The organism is Streptomyces prunicolor NBRC 13075 (assembly GCF_000367365.1).
In the GTDB taxonomy this organism is placed as follows: Bacteria; Actinomycetota; Actinomycetes; order Streptomycetales; family Streptomycetaceae; genus Streptomyces; species Streptomyces prunicolor.
In genome coordinates this window covers 1-16,619 of record NZ_BARF01000034.1, presented here as the reverse complement: position 1 = coordinate 16,619, position 16,619 = coordinate 1, and the positions used below count along the sequence as shown (strand labels likewise).

At 71.9% G+C, this 16,619-nt stretch carries 18 protein-coding genes; 8 read left to right on the top strand and 10 right to left on the bottom strand.

What is annotated here, in order from left to right; genetic code table 11:
• The first annotated feature begins 25 nt into the window (after positions 1-25).
• On the top strand, positions 26-1,384 hold the full coding sequence (locus tag SPR02S_RS15865; RefSeq protein ID WP_043258309.1) for an 8-oxoguanine deaminase: 1,359 nt from the start codon (positions 26-28) through the stop codon (positions 1,382-1,384).
• 129 nt (positions 1,385-1,513) lie between these two features.
• Here SPR02S_RS15865 and SPR02S_RS15860 read toward each other — a convergent pair whose 3' ends face one another.
• From SPR02S_RS15860 to SPR02S_RS15850, 3 genes are all read right to left on the bottom strand, one after another.
• On the bottom strand, positions 1,514-2,098 hold the full coding sequence (locus tag SPR02S_RS15860; protein WP_026150582.1) for an Rv1733c family protein: 585 nt from the start codon (positions 2,096-2,098) through the stop codon (positions 1,514-1,516).
• A gap of 192 nt (positions 2,099-2,290) precedes the next feature.
• Positions 2,291-3,046, bottom strand: a complete 756-nt coding sequence (locus SPR02S_RS15855) for a ferredoxin reductase (protein WP_019057959.1) — start codon at positions 3,044-3,046, stop codon at positions 2,291-2,293.
• Positions 3,039-3,644: a sulfite oxidase-like oxidoreductase gene (locus SPR02S_RS15850; RefSeq protein ID WP_019057958.1), complete on the bottom strand. Its 606-nt coding sequence runs from the start codon at positions 3,642-3,644 to the stop codon at positions 3,039-3,041. Before SPR02S_RS15850 ends, SPR02S_RS15855 begins: the two co-directional genes overlap by 8 nt.
• 289 nt (positions 3,645-3,933) lie before the next feature.
• Between SPR02S_RS15850 and SPR02S_RS15845 the strand changes: the two genes are divergently transcribed.
• Both SPR02S_RS15845 and SPR02S_RS15840 read left to right on the top strand, forming a co-directional pair.
• On the top strand, positions 3,934-4,863 hold the full coding sequence (locus SPR02S_RS15845; protein WP_019057957.1) for an NADP-dependent oxidoreductase: 930 nt from the start codon (positions 3,934-3,936) through the stop codon (positions 4,861-4,863).
• On the top strand, positions 4,860-5,582 hold the full coding sequence (locus SPR02S_RS15840; protein ID WP_019057956.1) for a GNAT family N-acetyltransferase: 723 nt from the start codon (positions 4,860-4,862) through the stop codon (positions 5,580-5,582). Before SPR02S_RS15845 ends, SPR02S_RS15840 begins: the two co-directional genes overlap by 4 nt.
• Positions 5,583-5,615: 33 nt before the next feature.
• Here SPR02S_RS15840 and SPR02S_RS15835 read toward each other — a convergent pair whose 3' ends face one another.
• Positions 5,616-6,017, bottom strand: a complete 402-nt coding sequence (locus SPR02S_RS15835; protein WP_052346992.1) for a MarR family winged helix-turn-helix transcriptional regulator — start codon at positions 6,015-6,017, stop codon at positions 5,616-5,618.
• A gap of 288 nt (positions 6,018-6,305) precedes the next feature.
• On the opposite strand from SPR02S_RS15835, the gene SPR02S_RS15830 reads away from it, so the two are divergent.
• On the top strand, positions 6,306-7,100 hold the full coding sequence (locus tag SPR02S_RS15830) for a putative protein N(5)-glutamine methyltransferase (RefSeq protein ID WP_019057954.1): 795 nt from the start codon (positions 6,306-6,308) through the stop codon (positions 7,098-7,100).
• On the opposite strand, the gene SPR02S_RS15825 is transcribed toward SPR02S_RS15830, so the two are convergent.
• Positions 7,090-7,854 carry a hypothetical protein gene (locus SPR02S_RS15825; protein ID WP_019057953.1) on the bottom strand — a complete coding sequence of 255 codons (765 nt, stop codon included), beginning with the start codon at positions 7,852-7,854 and terminating at the stop codon, positions 7,090-7,092. The two genes, SPR02S_RS15830 and SPR02S_RS15825, sit on opposite strands and share 11 nt — an antisense overlap.
• A 238-nt stretch (positions 7,855-8,092) precedes the next feature.
• On the opposite strand from SPR02S_RS15825, the gene SPR02S_RS15820 reads away from it, so the two are divergent.
• Together SPR02S_RS15820 and SPR02S_RS15815 are read left to right on the top strand one after the other, a co-directional pair.
• The gene (locus SPR02S_RS15820) at positions 8,093-10,108 is read left to right on the top strand and encodes an NADPH-dependent 2,4-dienoyl-CoA reductase (protein ID WP_019057952.1); all 2,016 of its coding nucleotides are present in this window, start codon (positions 8,093-8,095) and stop codon (positions 10,106-10,108) included.
• A gap of 30 nt (positions 10,109-10,138) precedes the next feature.
• On the top strand, positions 10,139-10,675 hold the full coding sequence (locus SPR02S_RS15815; protein ID WP_019057951.1) for a PadR family transcriptional regulator: 537 nt from the start codon (positions 10,139-10,141) through the stop codon (positions 10,673-10,675).
• 99 nt (positions 10,676-10,774) lie between these two features.
• On the opposite strand, the gene SPR02S_RS15810 is transcribed toward SPR02S_RS15815, so the two are convergent.
• From SPR02S_RS15810 to SPR02S_RS15795, 4 genes are all read right to left on the bottom strand, one after another.
• Positions 10,775-11,314 (bottom strand): hypothetical protein, encoded by a 540-nt coding sequence (locus tag SPR02S_RS15810; protein WP_019057950.1) that lies wholly within the window; start codon positions 11,312-11,314, stop codon positions 10,775-10,777.
• 242 nt (positions 11,315-11,556) lie between these two features.
• Positions 11,557-12,183, bottom strand: coding sequence for a hypothetical protein (locus SPR02S_RS15805; RefSeq protein ID WP_019057949.1), 627 nt, complete (start codon positions 12,181-12,183; stop codon positions 11,557-11,559).
• The gene (locus tag SPR02S_RS63125) at positions 12,180-12,329 is read right to left on the bottom strand and encodes a hypothetical protein (RefSeq protein ID WP_158697836.1); all 150 of its coding nucleotides are present in this window, start codon (positions 12,327-12,329) and stop codon (positions 12,180-12,182) included. The genes SPR02S_RS15805 and SPR02S_RS63125 overlap by 4 nt, the downstream gene beginning before the upstream one ends.
• A 210-nt stretch (positions 12,330-12,539) precedes the next feature.
• On the bottom strand, positions 12,540-13,565 hold the full coding sequence (locus tag SPR02S_RS15795; RefSeq protein ID WP_019057948.1) for a fibronectin type III domain-containing protein: 1,026 nt from the start codon (positions 13,563-13,565) through the stop codon (positions 12,540-12,542).
• 406 nt (positions 13,566-13,971) lie between these two features.
• Between SPR02S_RS15795 and SPR02S_RS15790 the strand changes: the two genes are divergently transcribed.
• Positions 13,972-14,694, top strand: coding sequence for a glycoside hydrolase family 75 protein (locus SPR02S_RS15790; RefSeq protein ID WP_019057947.1), 723 nt, complete (start codon positions 13,972-13,974; stop codon positions 14,692-14,694).
• A gap of 34 nt (positions 14,695-14,728) precedes the next feature.
• Here the strand turns inward: SPR02S_RS15790 and SPR02S_RS15785 are convergent, their stop codons facing one another.
• Positions 14,729-15,490: an SDR family NAD(P)-dependent oxidoreductase gene (locus tag SPR02S_RS15785; RefSeq protein ID WP_019057946.1), complete on the bottom strand. Its 762-nt coding sequence runs from the start codon at positions 15,488-15,490 to the stop codon at positions 14,729-14,731.
• Positions 15,491-15,621: 131 nt separating this feature from the next.
• Here SPR02S_RS15785 and SPR02S_RS15780 point away from each other — a divergent pair, with 131 nt between their 5' ends.
• Positions 15,622-16,299, top strand: coding sequence for a TetR/AcrR family transcriptional regulator (locus tag SPR02S_RS15780; RefSeq protein WP_019057945.1), 678 nt, complete (start codon positions 15,622-15,624; stop codon positions 16,297-16,299).
• Positions 16,300-16,619 lie beyond the last annotated feature (320 nt).

The following is a 16,619-nucleotide window of genomic DNA, read 5'->3' as shown; positions in this document are numbered from 1 at the left end:
GGCGCCCCGCGCCTACCCTGTCGGCATGTCGTCTGCCGTGGATCTGCTGGTCAAGGACGCCGAACTGCTCGTCGTGGACGGTGAGCGGGAGATCCCGGGCGGCTGGGTCGCCGTCACGGGTGGTCGGGTCACCGCCGTCGGCGCGCGAGGATCCGAACCCGATGCCGCTACGACCGTCTCGGCGACCGGGCGGCTCGTCACCCCAGGTCTGATCAACACGCACCACCACATCTACCAGAACCTCACCCGCTCCTACGCCCCCGCCGTCAACGGCACCCTCTTCGACTGGCTGACCACGCTCTACCCGCTGTGGGCCCGCCTCGACGAGGAGGCCGCCTACGTGTCCGCGTACGTCGGTATGGCGGAACTCCTCATGGGCGGCTGCACCACATCCTCCGACCACCTCTATGTGCATCCACGCCCCTACCTGGTCGACGCCGAGATCCGCGCCGCCCGTGACATCGGCTTCCGCTTCCACGCGACCCGCGGTTCGATGACCCGGTCCGTCGAGGACGGGGGACTGCCGCCGAGGAGCGTCACCCAGAGCACCGACGAGGTGCTCGCCGACAGCGAGCGGCTGATCAAGGCCCACCACGACCCGGAACCGGGCGCGCTGGTCCGGGTCGCGCTCGCGCCCTGCTCGCCGTTCTCGGTCACCAAGGAGGTGATGACGGCGACCGCGGAACTCGCCGAGCGGTACGACGTACGCCTGCACACGCACCTCGCCGAGGACCGCGACGAGGACACCTACTGCCTGGAGACCTACGGCTGCCGGCCCGTCGAGTACTTCGAGGACACCGGGTGGATGAGCGACCGCACGTGGGTCGCGCACTGCATCTACCCGAACGACGACGAACTGCGCCGCCTCGCCGCGGCGGGCGTCGGTGTGGCGCACTGCCCCAGCTCCAACATGCTCATCGGCGGCGGCACGGCCAGGGTGAAGGAGATGCGCGAGCTGGGTCTGCCGGTGGGCATCGGCTGCGACGGCTCCGCCTCGACCGACCATGCCTCGCTGTGGATGGAGACGCGGGGCGCTCTGCTGCTGGGCCGGTACCGGGGCGGGCCCGGTGCGATGACCGCGCGGGACGCCCTCGACATCGCCACCCGGGGTTCGGCGCGGTGTCTGGGCCGCGCCGACGAGTTGGGGCACCTGCGGCCGGGCGCGTGTGCCGACCTGGTGGTCTGGGACCTGCACGAGGTCGCGCTGGCCGGGGCGCTGAGCGATCCCGTCGAGGCGTGGCTGCGGTGCGGGCCCGCGCGGGCGTGGACGACCGTTGTGGGCGGGCGGGTGCTGGTGGAGCGGGGCGAGCCGGTGCTGGCCGCGCTGGGGGATGTGCTGCGGGACCATGGGCGGGTGGCCCGGCGGATGCAGCGGGCGGTGTAGGGGCTGCGGGCGGATTGCGGGGGCGGTGGGTCAACCGGCTTGCGGTCGTGGGGTGTTGAGGTGCTCGGTCGGTCGGGGTGATCGTGGTGGGTGTGCCACGTCTGCGGCGCCCGTCGCAGCCCGTCGTGTTCACGCCCGCCGTCGAGTCCACTGCGGTTCCGTGAGCGCCCAGTCCCGTTCCCACTCGGCCAACCGGTGTCGCAGCGCGACCCGTCGGGTCATCGTGCGCGCGAGGAGAGTCAGGCCCACCACACCGCTCGCCGACCAGATGCCGACGGTCAACGTGTGCTGCCAGACGGCCACTTCACCCGGTGGCGGGGAGACACTGCGGCCCTTGGCGTCGAGCCATACGTCCACCACGTCACCGCGCCCCGTGTCCGCCGGGACCGCGACCGTGGCCGTACGCGCTCCCTTGCCCGGTTCCGTCCAGCGCACCGTCACCGGGAAGCTGCGCGGGCGGTTCTCCTCGACCGAGGGGAGTGCGGCGGGCAGGTTGCCGATCACCTTCGCGTGGACGCTGTGGCGGTCGGCCCGCTGGGTCGCGGCGATGGTCCGGGCCTGGTCGTGGGCCCACAGCCCCGCGGCGGCGCCGGCCAGGGGAGCGCCGACGAACAGCAGGAGCGTCACGGCCAGCGCCGTCCAGGCCTCCACGACGTCCGACCGGCGGCGCAGCGGATTGTGCCCTCCGTGCTCACTCCGCACTCCGGTCCGCATGCCGACCTCCTCGCCGTCACCGGAGCCGAGGAACCGCAAGGCCAAAAGCCCCTTGTGGGGCCGGTCCGCCGCCGCCTCGACACCGCGCACGCATGCGAGCGTCCACACAGCAGTCGTACCCCCTCCGAGGTACTTCCCTCAACCGGAGCCGGGTGGATCAGCCCGGGAGGCCGCGTGTCACCGAGCCGAACCTCAGCCGAAGCGCTCGATGCGGATGCGGTCCACCGGCTGGCCCGCCTCGACCAGCAGCCGCGAGGCATGCTCGGCGAACCCGTTGGAGCCGCACACATAGGCCTCCCACCCACCGGCAGGCTGCTCGGCCAGGAGCGGTTCCACATGTGCGGCGGCCATACGTCCCACCGGCACACCGTGTGGCGCACTGCGCGTGAACACGGCCGTGGTCTCCGCGCCGTACTCCCGCGCGTAGATCAACTCCTCGGGACTGCGCGCCGACACCACCAGTCGCAGCGGTACGGACAGGTCCCGTGCCCGGTGCTGGCGGAGCATCGACATCAGCGGTACGACCCCGGAACCGGCGCCCAGCAGCAGCGCGGGCCGGTCGCCTGGCCAGGCGAAGAAGCCGCTCAGCGGGCCGCGCACCTCGACCTCGTCACCGGGCTCGGCCACCGTGTGGAACCAGCCCGACACCTCGCCGCCCTCGACATGGTCCAGGGTCAGCTCCACATGCCCGGCGTCGTCCGGGTGCGAGGCGATCGAGTAGTGGCGCTGCGCCACATAGCCGTCCTCGGCGCGCAGCCGCAGCATCAGATGCTGCCCCGCCAGATGGCCTGTCCAGCCGGGCACCGCAAACCGGAACGTCGAGGCGTGCGGGGTCTCCCGGCGGATCTCGGTGAGCGTGGCGGTCTGCCACACGGCGGCGGCGCGGTTGCTCACGGCGATGCGTCCCGGCACCGCGAACCTGGTGGTGGGCGCGAAGGTGTCAGTCACCGGAGTACCGCTGTTCCTCCCAGGGGTTGCCCCGGGCGTGATAGCCGTTCTGCTCCCAGAAGCCCGGCTCGTCGTGGTCGAGGAGACGCAGGCCCGCGATCCACTTGGCGCTCTTCCAGAAGTACAGATGCGGCACCAGCAGCCGGGCCGGGCCACCGTGCTCGGCGGGCAGCGGCCTGCCGTCGTACTCCCAGGCGATCCAGGCGCGTCCGCCGGTCACGTCTTCGAGCGGGAGGTTCGTGGTGTACCCGGTGTGCGAATACGCGACCACATGTGTGGCGGACACATGGGGCCGCACCACATTGAAGAAGGCGTCCAGTGAGACGCCCCCGAACCGCACCCCGAACTTCGACCAACTCGTCACACAGTGGATGTCACCCTCGTAGGCCGACGCGGGCAGTTCGTGGGCCTGCGTCCAGTCCCAGGTGCGCGGCTCTTCGACCAGGCCGTCGACACGGAACGTCCAGTCGGCCGGTGCCAGGTCCGGGGTGACCTCGGCGGACAGGACGGGCCAGTCGTCACCCGCGTCGTACTGACCGGGCGGCAGGCCGGCGTCGGGGACACGGGGGCGTCCGGTGAAGCCTCGGGTGACGTGCATACGGGTGGAGCCTCCAGGCCGCCGCGGCGCGGGTCCGCCGGGCGAGCGTGATCAGTGGTTTCTCGTTTCAACGGTACGCGTCCACGAGGTATGCCCAGGTCCGAGGATGCTCGACGATCATTGCGGCCGTATGAACTCTCCCCGCGCCGGGGAATAGCGGCCCGGGGATCGACCTTGGTCTTCAATGCGGCTCGAGTGCCGACAACCGCCGGCCGTGCTGGTGTGGTGACCACACGTGACCACCGGTGATCCGGTGATCCGGTGACTGCGAAGGAGAGTGAGGGACCAGATGCCGAAGGCGTACGTCTTCACGCGTTACGGGGGACCCGAGACCGAGGCGCTCGTCGAGGTCGACAGGCCCAGTCCCGGCCCCGGTGAAGTCCTCGTCGCGGTGACCGCGGCCGGGGTGAACCCGGTCGACTGGAAGGTGCGTACCGGCTACCGACGCCCCGGCGAGACCGACTCACGCGCGTTCCCCGCGGTCTTCGGCCAGGAGGCCTCCGGAGTCGTGCGGGAGATCGGCGCCGGAGTCGACGGATTCGCCGTCGGCGACGAGGTGTTCGGATCCACCGTGGCCGGCGGATACGCCGAGTACGCCCTGCTGCCCGTGACGGTGGCCGCGCACAAGCCCGCCGGGCTGTCCTTCCAGGACGCGGCCACCCTGCCTGTCGCCGCGGCGACCGCGTACGACGGCATCCACCAGCTCGACCTGCCCGCCGGCGCGACCGTGCTGGTCACCGGCGCGGGCGGCGGCGTCGGCTCCGCGGCCCTGCAGATCGCCCGCGCGCTGGGACTGCGCGCCGTGGGCGTGGCGAGCGAGGGCAAGAAGGACCTGGTGGAGTCGCTGGGTGCCCGCCACGTCCCGTCCGGACCGGACCTGGCCACACGGGTACGGGCAGCCGCCCCGGACGGCGTCGACGGCGTCTACGACCTCGTCGGCGGCGAGGTGCTCGCCGAGGCCGCCGGCCTCCTCACCGACCGCACGAAGCTCGTCACCGCCGGAGCCCCCGCCCCCGAGGTCGAGAAGCTCGGCGGCGCCCGCGTCGAACGCGCCCGCAACGCGGCCGTCCTCGACGCGGTCGCGCAGCTCGTGGTCGACGGCGAGCTGGACCCGCACGTGACGCGGACCTTCCCGCTGGACCGGGCCGGCGAGGCCCTGCGCACCGTCGAGGACGGCCACGCCCGCGGCAAGATCGTGATCGAGGTCGTCGGCGCATGAGCAGGTCCGACGAACGCGTCCTCGACAACCCCGCCCGCGCCGCCCTCACCGGCCCGCACGGGCACTTCGCCGAGCGGCGCGGCCGGGTCCTGCGCTACCCGGTCGACGTGTCTCCGTGGCTGGCCCTGCCCGACGAGCCCGACGCCGACGACTGGGCGGACGTGGCCACGCTCGCCGGCCCCGGCGCCGAGATCACGCTCTTCGGCTGCAGGGGGCAGATTCCGGAGGACTGGGAGATCACCCTCGACATGGACGGTGTGCAGATGGTGGACGACGGGCTGGCCGCCGCACCGGACCCGGAGGCGATCCTCCTCGGCCCCGCCGACGTCCCCGAGATGCTCGACCTCGTGGAACGGACCAGGCCCGGCCCGTTCCTGCCCCGCACCGTCGAACTCGGCACCTACCTCGGCATCCGCCGCAACGGCGCCCTTATCGCCATGGCCGGCGAACGGCTCCACCCGCCCGGCTGGACCGAGATCAGCGCCGTCTGCACCGACCCCTCCGCCCGCGGCGAGGGCCTCGCCAGCCGCCTCATCCTCGCCGTCGCCCACGGCATCCGCGAACGCGGCGAGACCCCGTTCCTGCACACCGGTGCCGGCAACACCACCGCCATACGGCTGTACGAGTCCCTGGGCTTCCGGCTGCGCCGGACCACGGCGTTCCTCGCGGCACGGGCGCCGGAGCACCTCGCCCAGACGCGGTCCGTCGGGGTGTCGTAGAACCGCGCGTAGAACCGAAGGGACGAGGGCCGCTCAGCCGCCGTCCTCGGTTCCGCCCGGCCACGTGTTGTAGCGCTCCAGATAGGCGGCGAACCGGGTCAGGTCCTCCTCCGGCCAGTCCGCGAGGCGTTCGCGGAAGGCGGCCTGGCGGTTCTCGGTGACCTGGGCGAGGATCCGGCGGCCCGCGGCGGTGAGGTGCAGGACCTGGACGCGGTGGTCCTCGGGATCGGGGCGGCGCTCGATCAGGTCGGCGCGCTCCAGGGCGGCGACCTGACGGCTGACCGTGGACTTGTCGAGGGCGTAGTGCGCGGCCAGGTCGGTGGCCCGGCAGCCCTCCTGCTCCTCCAGGTGACCGAGCAGGGTGTACGACACCAGCGACAGCTCGGGGTGGAGCCGGCCCGCCGAGGCCCGGGCACGCCGGGCGAAGGTCGTCATCTCGCGCTGGATGGTCTCCACTGCCCGGTCCGCTCGCACTGGAATCTCCCTCGATCTCCTGGTTGTTGCAGAGTACAACTCAGGTAGGGGGTCGGCCCCTCGCGGGCCCGGTGGTTCGGGTACTGTTGCTCACCGGTCGCGGACGTTCCCGGCCTTGAACTCCCTGGAGGTGAGACCCATTTCCGCTGTGTCAGGCCGGGTGCTCTCACCTCAGGACAGCTCGGATCACCGCCAGTAGGTGACCGCGAGAGCGCCCTTCGGCTACCTCCCGAAAGGCTCTCGGCTTTCATGCCCCCTCTTTCCCCCGCCTCCGTCGTCGTCGCGCTCCGTGCCGCGGGCTGTGTCTTCGCCGAGGACGAGGCGCGACTGATCCTCTCCGCCGCGCGCACCCCGGACGAACTCGATGCCATGGTGGACCGCCGGGTCGCGGGCCTGCCCCTCGAACACGTCGTCGGCTGGGCCGAGTTCAGCGGTCTGCGCATCGACGTGGAACCCGGCGTGTTCGTGCCCCGCCGCCGTACCGAGTTCCTCGTCGAACAGGCCCTCGCGCACGCCCCGGACGCGTCCGTCGTCGTGGACCTGTGCTGCGGCAGCGGCGCGGTCGGCGCGGCCCTCGCCGCGGCGCTCGGCCGGGTCGAACTGCACGCCGCCGACATCGACCCCGCCGCCGTGCGCTGTGCCCGCCGCAATGTCGCTCCCTACGGCGGACAGGTCCACGCGGGCGACCTGTTCGCGGCGCTGCCCCACGCGTTGCGCGGCCGGGTCGACATCCTCGCGGCCAATGTCCCGTACGTCCCCACCGGCGAGGTCGGTCTGCTGCCCGCCGAGGCCCGCGAGCACGAACCGCTGGTCGCCCTCGACGGCGGCACCGACGGCCTCGACATACTTCGCGAGGTCGCCACCGGGGCGCCCGACTGGCTCGCCCCCGGCGGCTGCCTGCTCGTCGAGACCAGCGAACGTCAACTCCCGTCCGCCGTCGAGGCGTTCACCAGCGCCGGGCTGGAGACACGGTCGGCCCACTCCGAGGAGTCCTACGCGAACGTCGTGATCGGTGTCAGGGCGGGGAGGCCGGTCAGGTCGTAGCGCCGCTGCCGGACGGGCTCGGCGCGGGGCTCGGGGCGCCGTCGGACGGGTTGGGGGAGGCGTTCGGGCCACCGCCGCCGTGCTCCCAGGCGTGGCCGCGGCTCGGGAACCCGCTCGGGCGGTCGCCCGGGCCCTTGCGGTCGAAGGCGCCCGTGAAGGCCCGGTCGGCGGTCCGGGTGCCGCTGTCGGAGCGGGTGCCGGTCAGGGAGGCCGTGTCGCCCTTCTTGAGAGCGGCGGCGCCCTGGGCCGTGGCGCCGGAGCCCATGGTCCAGGTCCACGAGGTGCCGTCGTCGCTCTTCACGGTGACCTGGTCGCCGTCCGCCTTCGTGACCGTGCCGCGCTGCCAGATCCGTACGACCCACTTGCCGGTGGTGCTGTCCTTGACCGTCGCCTCGCCGTGCACGGCCGTACCGCCGACCCCGAACCCGAACCACATCCCGCCCCCGTGCCGGGAGCCGGGCCCACCGGGCGAGGGCGATCCGGACGGGGTCCCCGCGGCGGCGGGCAGCGCGTCGTTGCCCGAACTCCCCGAGGTCGCCGCGTAGGCGACGGTCCCGCCGAGCGCCAGCACACCCACGGTGGCCGCGGCGATCACCGCCCGGGCCCGCCGCGACCGCTGCCGCCACAACAGGGCGAGGCCGTAGTCACGCTCCGCGCCACCGGGTCCGGTGAGCACCTCCATCTCGGGTGCGTGGTCGGGCATCGGAGGTATCGCCGCGTTGTCGCCGGCTTCGTGCTCAGGATCGTGCGTCACGGCTCGCTCCCTAGGCCACGCGCGCGGCATCCCACCGGCACGCCTGCCTGTGATTCTCGGGGGCGGGCGATAAAGAACAGGTAATAAATCCCTGTGAATCGGCGAATCGGGGGGCTGACGACCCCGGGGGAGGCCGTGTGGGGCGAGAAAGCTCACCCTCTCCCGATTGTGCAACTAGTTGCATAACCGCCTCCGTGTCCTCTACAAAAGAGGCACGACACCGCGCACGGAGGCCCCGATGAGCCGTTACCCCCACCTGCTGAACCCGCTCGACCTGGGCTTCACCACACTGCCCAACCGCGTCCTCATGGGCTCCATGCACATAGGCCTGGAAGAGGCCGAGCGTGGGTTCGAGCGCATGGCGGAGTTCTACGCGGCACGCGCGCGTGGCGGAGTCGGCCTGATCGTCACCGGCGGCATCGCGCCCAACGAAGCGGGACGGCCGTATGAGGGCGGCGCCAAGCTCACCACCGACGCCGAGGCCGAACAGCACACCGAGATCACCGCCGCCGTGCACCGCGAGGGCGGGCGGATCGCGATGCAGATCCTGCACTTCGGGCGGTACGCCTACCACCAGGACCTCGTCGCGCCGAGCGCCGTCCAGGCGCCGATCAGCCCCTTCCCGCCCCGCGCGCTCACCGACGCCGAGGTCGAGCAGACCGTCGAGGACTACGTTCGCGCGGCCCGTCTCGCCCGGCAGGCCGGTTACGACGGCGTCGAGATCATGGGCTCCGAGGGCTACCTCATCAACGAGTTCATCGCCGCGCAGACCAACCACCGCGACGACCGCTGGGGCGGCTCGTACGAGAACCGGACGCGCTTCCCCGTCGAGATCGTGCGCCGGGTGCGCGAGGCGGTCGGCGAGGACTTCATCATCGTCTACCGGCTGTCGATGCTGGACCTGGTGCCGGGCGGCTCCACGCTCGACGAAGTCGTCATGCTGGCCAAGGCAGTTGAGGCCGCAGGGGCGACCATCATCAACACCGGCATCGGCTGGCACGAGGCCCGCATCCCGACCATCGCGACCTCGGTGCCGCGCGGGGCGTACACCTGGGTGACCAAGAAACTGATGGGTGCGGTCTCGATCCCGCTCGTCACCACCAACCGCATCAACACCCCTGAGCTGGCGGAGCAGTTGCTCGCCGACGGGTACGCCGACATGGTGTCGATGGCCCGCCCGATGCTCGCCGACCCGGACTTCGTCGCCAAGGCCGCGGCCGACCGCTCCGACGCGATCAACACCTGCATCGGCTGCAACCAGGCCTGCCTCGACCACACCTTCAGCGGCAAGATCACCTCCTGCCTGGTCAACCCGCGCGCCTGCCACGAGACCGAACTCGTCCTCGCCCCAACGCGGTTGAGCAAACGCGTCGCGGTGGTGGGTGCGGGTCCGGCGGGTCTCGCGTGCGCGGTCTCCGCCGCCGAGTGCGGCCACCAGGTGACGTTGTACGACGCCGCGAACGAGATCGGCGGACAGCTCAACGTCGCCCGACAGGTCCCGGGCAAGCAGGAGTTCGACGAGACGCTGCGCTACTTCCGCACCCGGCTCGACGAGCACGAGGTCGACGTACGCCTCAACACGCCCGTGACGGCAGGGGACTTGGGCGACTACGACGAGGTAGTCGTCGCCACCGGTGTCACCCCGCGCACCCCCGACATCCCGGGCGTCGACCACCCCAGCGTCGTCGGCTACCTCGACGTCCTGCGCGACCGCGTCCCCGTCGGCGACCGCGTCGCGATCCTCGGTGCGGGCGGCATCGGCTTCGACGTCGCCGAGTTCCTCACGGACGGCGGCGACAAGGCGAGCGAGGACCCGGCGACGTACTTCCGCGCCTGGGGCGTCGACATGGACTACGCGGCCCCCGGCGGCCTCACCGCGCCCGAGCGCCCCGCCCCGCCGCGCAGCGTCCACCTCCTCCAGCGCAAAGCGACCAAGGTCGGCGCCGGCCTCGGCAAGACCACGGGCTGGATCCACCGCACCGAACTCAAGCACCGGGGCGTCACCATGGTCCCGGGCGTTCAGTACGACCTGATCGACGACGCCGGACTGCATGTCACCGTCGACGGCCGCTCCACGGTCCTGGAGGTCGACACGGTCGTCCTGTGCACAGGGCAGGACCCGCGCCGCGACCTCTACGACGAGTTGACCGCCGCCGGCCGCAACGTGCACCTCATCGGCGGTGCCGACGTGGCCGCCGAACTCGACGCCAAGCGCGCCATCAAGCAGGGCACCGAGGTCGCGGCCGCCCTCTGAGGCCCGAGGCCCGTCCCTAGGATGACCTCCATGTCACTCCCGCACGCGATCCTCACCGCCCTTCTGGAGAAGCCGTCCTCGGGTCTCGAACTGACCCGGCGCTTCGACCGGTCGATCGGTTACTTCTGGTCGGCGACGCACCAGCAGATCTATCGCGAGCTGGGAAAACTGGAGGCCGAGGGTCAGATCAGGGCGCTCGCGTCCGAGCAGCCGGCCCGCGGCCAGAAGAAGCGGTACGAGGTCCTGCCAGCGGGCCGCGCCGAGCTGGCCCGCTGGACCGCGTCCTCCCAGGACCCCAAGCCGCTGCGCGACACGATGCTGTTGCGGTTGCGCGCGGCGGCGGTGGTCGGCACGGACGGCATCGAGACCGACCTGCGCCGTCATCTCGCCCTGCACCAGCGGCAGTTGGCGGAGTACGAGGAGATCGAGAAGCGCGACTTCCCACCCGGCAGGGACAGCCCCCAGGACCGGCTCCAGCACCTGGTGCTGCGCGCGGGCATCGACCTGGAGACCTTCTGGACGCAGTGGCTGACGCACGCGATCGAGGAGTTCGCCGAGCTGTCGTAGCGCGTGGGGGGCGTGTGTGTGGGGGCGTGGGGACGAGTCGTCGTAGGACATGGGGGAGGGGCCGCCCGGCGTCGGGCGGCCCCTCGTGGTCGGGCACGGTCAGAGGCGGTACGGCTTCGCGCGTCTGCGCAGGAACCAGGCCGTCGCGAGGACGCCGACTGCGACCAGGCCGCCGCCCGTCGCCAGGGTGAGCGGGCCGTAGTCCTTGGTGGCCCCGCCGAGGCCGCCCATCACGCCGCGGGTGGGCGAGGCCGTGGCCGTGGGGGTCGTGGACCTGGACACGATCACGGACTGGGTGCCCGCGGGCGTGCTGACGTTCTGGCACATGACGATGACCGTGTAGGTGCCCGGGGTGACGTTGGTCCAGGCGGTGGACTGGCTGACGGTCGTCCCCGCCAAGGTTGCCTTCCGGCCCTCGGCGAAGCTCCCCTGGCTGCTGGTCAGGAGCGAGCCGGTGCCCCAGACACCGGTGGTGCGGTTCTGGGAGCACGCGCTGGTCGTGACCGAGACGGTGGTCCCGGTCGTGCTCACGGAGATCCCCGACGCCGCGCCGGCGGTTCCGGCAGTCAGGGCGAGGGGAAGAGCGGCGGCGGCTGTCACGGTCAGGCCGGAGCGTAGTAGTAGCTGAAAAGTGCGCATGGGACTGCCCTCCGGCGGCACGGTTGGCGGAACATCCCTTGCGCCGCCGGGATCGGGAAACGGCCGTGCTGCCTCCAAGGAAGCCAACGCGTCCCCGGCCGGTCCCGCATGCGGACGGGGACCGGGCAGGTGACGGATTCCTTCGTCCGGCTCAGAGATGAGGCGCCGTCAGGGGTGGGCAGCGGCGACGGACCGCAGGATTCCGTGGCGGGCTGCCCACCGTGCGAAGTCCGGGGACGCGCTCACCGGCCGTCGGGTCGCCCGCCGGGGTGGCCGGGGCCTATCGCGGGCGGCTGCCTGGGCTGTGCCGGTGGGGTGGGCGCCGACGAGCGGATGATCTCGTCGTGGGCCAGCCAGCGGAAGAGCGCGAAGTGGTACGGAGCGGGCCAGACGCGCAGCGCGACCGCCGGAATGCTCCCCATGGTCAGGAATACCGAGGCCCCGTCACAGCTGGACATCCGAATGTCCTCGAACCACAGGTCGATCCACTGATGCTGCCCCTGTACCGAGAACCGGCGGTTCGTGAGGTACATGCGGCCGGCGTCGACCACACGCAGGCGAGGTGCGGCCTCCGCCGCCGCCCGCTGACGACGGGCGTGATTGCCGAGCATGCTGCCCACGACCAGGGCGACGCCGATGGCGCCCGATCCGGAGGCGGACGTGTGCGTGTACGTCCCGTCGCCCTCCAGATACTGGAGAACCTGGGTGTTCTCCTGGCTGAAGCAGCCCTCGCCCGGCCGCAGGTGGAACGGCGCCGGCATCTCCTGCGGCTGCCAGCCCGAACTCAGTCCGTCGGCCAGCCGGTCAGCCGCGGCGATGGCTGTCCTTCTGTCCTCTTCGGACTGTTGCCAGTACCAGTCACTCATCATTTCCCCCGATCCCGTGCCTGTTCGCGGAGCCGGAACAGCGGCAACGGATCCATCTTCAGCGCTGGGGCCAGTTGATCGATCGTCATCGCCGCTCTGAAGCGGTGAGTCAACTCCCCCAGCGCATCCCGACGTTGGTCGTCGAGCACCCGCAGTCCCCCGTTCAACGGCGTTCGTCCCTGTGCAGGTCGAACATCCCGTCAGATCCCCAGTTGCAAGGCTAAAGCGGGAGGAAATTCGTTGAACGACTCTTGGGGAAACCGTGATGAACCCGTCCCTGACCGCAGCCGGGGCGGCCGTTCTCACCGGCTGTCTCGTGACGCTCTTCGCTCTTTTCGTCGGCGGGGCCGCTGGATCCCCTACGGCGTGGCGGTACCGGTACCGCCCGTCGTCACCGTCCGTTCCGCCGAGAACCCTCCCCACGTACCGTCCGGCAACCGCGCCCTGAGCCGCACCTGATGGCTGACCCCGGCGTCTCGGCCCGTGTAGAAGCTGTACTTCGCACGATCGCGCGGCGCGGTCCCGCCCCAGACCAGCGAGGTGGCCGGCTGTCCGTCGAGGCGGATCTGGTACTCCGTGACCACGCCGTCCGTGCGCGGTGGCACCCAGGACAGGTCGATGTAGTACGCCCCGTCGTCGCCCCGGTGCGTGGTCGCGCGGAACTCCGTGGGAGCGGTGCCCTCCCCGTCGTCACTGCCCGGCGCGGTGGTGAGCGGGACGGTCGTGCTCGCGGGCGAGAGATTGTCGGCGGCGTCCCGCGCCCGCACGGTGAAGGAGTAGCGCGTGCTCGGCCGCAGCCCCGTGACCACGGTCGCGGTCTGGGCTCCGCCCACACTGTGGATCTTCGCCCCGCCCTGATAGATGTCGTACGACACCACACCCCGGTTGTCCGTGGAGCCGCCCCAGGACAGCTGGACCGCCCGGCTGCCGATGACCCGGCCCTGCGGTGCGCTCGGACGGGTGGGCGCCGAGTGGTCCGCCGCGACGGCGACCGGTGTCCGCGCCCGGACCTCCCGGCTGCGTGGACCCAGGCGGCCGTCGGTGTCCCGGGCCCGCACGGTGAAGGCGTACACGGTGGCGGGCGTGAGCCTGGTGACATCCACCATGTGCTCGGAACCCGGTACTTCCTTCACTTTCGTGGTGCCCCGATATATCTCGTAGGTGCCGACGCCCGGGTTCGCGGTCACCGCGTCCCACATGACGTGCACGCTGGTCGCGCTCCCCGCCGCCGCCGTGACTCCGGCCGGGGCGCCGGGGGCGTGGCCGTCCTCCTCGACACTCGTGGCGCAGGAGGCGAGCAGCAGGAGCGCGGCGCACACCAGGACCGTACGGGGGAGAGCGAGGGCGGCACGGAGGAGGGCGGGGGTGGCACGGACGCGTCGCACGTTTCTGCCTCCCGGCATTGCGCGGGCACCACACGACGAAAAGGTCCGGACCAATATGACCCGGGTGATGCGACCGCATCAAGAGGGGCGCCGTTGCCGACCGGTCACGGGGGTTACGTATGCTGAGGCACTCACGGCTGAACTCGCCCCTGGGAGTGGGCAGTTCATGCCGGTGGCGCGGAACGCTGTCGTCGCTGATCCCGCGCCGGCGCGGGCGGCCGGGTGGCCGGAGCCGACACGGGCTCGGGTCCCCGGTCCCCGTCGGGAGTGACGCGAGGTCAGGTCCCCGGCGGCGTCAGGAATTCGGGGGGTGCACCGTCCGGCCCCCTACCGGTGGCCGCTCGATCGGACCGGTACCAGGGTGGGCTGAGTGTCCGTCAGATCCCCCAGGAGAGGGTCCTCTATCGTGCGTGTCCAGTCGCTGACGCTGGCCGCGGCCGGCGCCGCCCTGCTCGCCCCGACCACACTGCCCACCGCACCCGTCGCCTTCGTCCGGCCTCAGACGGGGCCGGCGGCGCTGCGCGAGGGGGACGTCCGCGCCGCCGACCTGCTGGCCAAGGTGCGTGACTGCATCCCCGTCTCGCGCGGCCGGTACCGCAGCGACGACGGGGAGCGCGCGACGATCCCGGTCTGCGGCACCAAGGAGGCCGTCTTCTGGAAGGCGGACATGGACATCGACTGCGACGGCCAGGCCGGCGCCCGCTGCAACGCGCGCACCGACCCGCTCTTCTCCTCGATGACCGCGTTCCAGCAGTCCGACGGCCGCTATCTGAACGCCGAACAGCTCCCGTACATCGTGGTCCCCGCCGCGAGCGCCCGCTGGAACCACCGGGACCACGGCGTACGCGGCGGCTCGGTCGCCGTCGTCGTCTACCGGGACCGGGTGCAGTACGCCGTCGTAGGAGACGTCGGTCCGCACGACATCATCGGCGAGGCGTCGTACGCCACGGCCAAGGGCCTGGGCATCCGCACCGACCCGCGCGGCGGCGGGACGGGCGCCGGGGTCACCTACATCGTGTTCAAGGACTCGCGGGTGAAGCCCATCGAGGACCATGCCGCGGCCGTGGAGACGGGGCAGCGGCTGGCGCGGCTCTTCGTGCAGGGCGCTGCCGAGCGTCCAGGGTCGTAGGGCGCAGCCTGCCGAGTGCTCCGGGGCGGAGTCGTCAGACCGCCGACCAGCCGTCGTCGACGGGCAGGATCACGCCGTTGATGTTCCTCGCCGCGTCCGAGGCGAGGAACACGATCGCTGCGGCCTGCTCCTCGGGCTGGGCCAGCTTGCCGATGTTGACGAAGTGCGGGCCGAGCGTCGCCGGGCCGTGGGCCGTGCGGTCGGCGTCCATGGAGATGTTGGTCGCCGTGGCGCCCGGGGCGATGGCGTTCGCGCGGATGCCCTGCTTGCGATACATGACGGCGAGGGACCGGGTCAGGCCCACGACCCCGTGCTTGGAGGCCGTGTAGGCGGCGCCGGCCGCGCTGCCCCGGAGGCCGGCCTCGGAAGCGGTGTTCACGATCGCGCCCCGGCCCGCCGTCAGCATGTGCGGCAGTACGGCTCGGGTGAGCAGGAAGGGCGCGGTCAGATTGACCCGGATGACCCGGTCCCACTCGGCGTCGGCCACGTCCGCCACCGCCGACATGCGGTCCATGATCCCCGCGTTGTTCACCAGCACGTCGACCCCGCCGAACCGCTCCACGGCGGTCGCGGCCACCTCGTCCACGACCGCCTGCTCGCTCAGGTCGCCCGTGACCGCGACGGCGGTACCGCCCGCCTGCTCGATCTCCTTGACGACCGCCTCGGCGCCGTCGGCGTTCAGATCGGCCACCACGACCTTGGCGCCTTCCGCGGCGAAGGCCAGGGCGGCGGCCCGCCCGATGCCCGAACCCGCTCCGGTGACGATGACGCTGCGTCCGTCGAGTCCACTGGCCATGAGGTGCTCCTGTTCCGTTGTGCGTTCCCCTCACCATACGACTTAATGTCTTCGAGTGACATGAAGTCGTGTGGGAGTCATGTCATGAGGGAGAATTCCGGGAGGTCACGACCGCAGCCGGAGGGGAACCGATGACCGCACCCAGCGGACGCACGGGACGACCGCCTCTCACCGAGGCACGCAAGACCGAGATCCGCCTGGAGATCGCCCGGGCCGCGGTGGAACTGTTCGTCGCCCAGGGCGTCACGGCGACCACCGGCGAACAGATCGGCCAGGCGGTCGGCGTCTCCGCGCGCACCGTGTGGCGTTACTTCCCGAGCAAGGAGAGTTGCGTACGGCCGCTCTTCTCGGCCGGTATCGACGTGATCGCCGCCCGGCTGCGGGAGTGGCCGCCCGGCCACGCCCTGGAGGAACTCTTCGACCCGGCCCTCGCGACCGGCGTCCTCGCCGCCACCGGCCCCGACGGCGCGACCGGCACCGCACTGGTACGCCTCACTCGCACGGAACCGGGCCTGCGCGCGATCTGGCTCCAGACCTACGACGAGGCGGAACCCGCCTTCGCCCAGGCCCTGGCCCACCGCGCGGGCCTACCGGCCGACGACCTACGCCCCATGATCCAGGCGGCGATGCTCAACGCGGCACTGCGCGCGGCGGTGGAACGGTTCGCCTGGCGGCACGCGAGCGAGGGCGTGACGGATGAGGCGCCGGGGGCGGTGACGGACGTGGCGCCGGGGGCGGCGTTGGCGGCGGCCGAAGTGGCGGAGGCGTTGCGCTCGGCGCTGGTGGTTGCGGCGGGTGGGGTTTCTTAGGTGCCGTAGGGGGGCGTCTTGGGCCTGGCCTGGCCTGGCTGCGCTGCGCTGGGCAGGGCGCTGGAGCGAGTGCGTCCTGGGCGGGGGCGTTGGTGTGCTTGGTCGGGCGGTGTCGCCGGGTGAGGGAGGGGCGGGCGGTTCGGTCTGGGGCTCGGTCCGGTGGGTGGGGCTGGGTCTGGGTCTGGTGGCTCGGTCCGGCGGGTTTTGCCGGAGGCGACCGGCCCAAGGTTCCTGCGGCCTGCGGCCCGGCTCTCTCTCGCATCGTTCGCCGCCAGCCGCCAGCCGCCAGCCGCCAGCCGCCAGCCGCCAGCCGCCAGCCG

Coding starts and splice junctions, on each gene's coding strand:
- SPR02S_RS15785 (WP_019057946.1), bottom strand. CDS start 15,490: ATGGCCAGTGGACTCGACGGACGCAGCGTCATCGTCACCGGAGCGGGT.
- SPR02S_RS15810 (WP_019057950.1), bottom strand. CDS start 11,314: ATGCGCACTTTTCAGCTACTACTACGCTCCGGCCTGACCGTGACAGCC.
- SPR02S_RS15845 (WP_019057957.1), top strand. CDS start 3,934: ATGCCGAAGGCGTACGTCTTCACGCGTTACGGGGGACCCGAGACCGAG.
- SPR02S_RS15815 (WP_019057951.1), top strand. CDS start 10,139: ATGTCACTCCCGCACGCGATCCTCACCGCCCTTCTGGAGAAGCCGTCC.
- SPR02S_RS15860 (WP_026150582.1), bottom strand. CDS start 2,098: ATGCGGACCGGAGTGCGGAGTGAGCACGGAGGGCACAATCCGCTGCGC.
- SPR02S_RS15840 (WP_019057956.1), top strand. CDS start 4,860: ATGAGCAGGTCCGACGAACGCGTCCTCGACAACCCCGCCCGCGCCGCC.
- SPR02S_RS15835 (WP_052346992.1), bottom strand. CDS start 6,017: ATGACGACCTTCGCCCGGCGTGCCCGGGCCTCGGCGGGCCGGCTCCAC.
- SPR02S_RS15830 (WP_019057954.1), top strand. CDS start 6,306: ATGCCCCCTCTTTCCCCCGCCTCCGTCGTCGTCGCGCTCCGTGCCGCG.
- SPR02S_RS15850 (WP_019057958.1), bottom strand. CDS start 3,644: ATGCACGTCACCCGAGGCTTCACCGGACGCCCCCGTGTCCCCGACGCC.
- SPR02S_RS15780 (WP_019057945.1), top strand. CDS start 15,622: ATGACCGCACCCAGCGGACGCACGGGACGACCGCCTCTCACCGAGGCA.
- SPR02S_RS15865 (WP_043258309.1), top strand. CDS start 26: ATGTCGTCTGCCGTGGATCTGCTGGTCAAGGACGCCGAACTGCTCGTC.
- SPR02S_RS15805 (WP_019057949.1), bottom strand. CDS start 12,183: ATGATGAGTGACTGGTACTGGCAACAGTCCGAAGAGGACAGAAGGACA.
- SPR02S_RS15820 (WP_019057952.1), top strand. CDS start 8,093: ATGAGCCGTTACCCCCACCTGCTGAACCCGCTCGACCTGGGCTTCACC.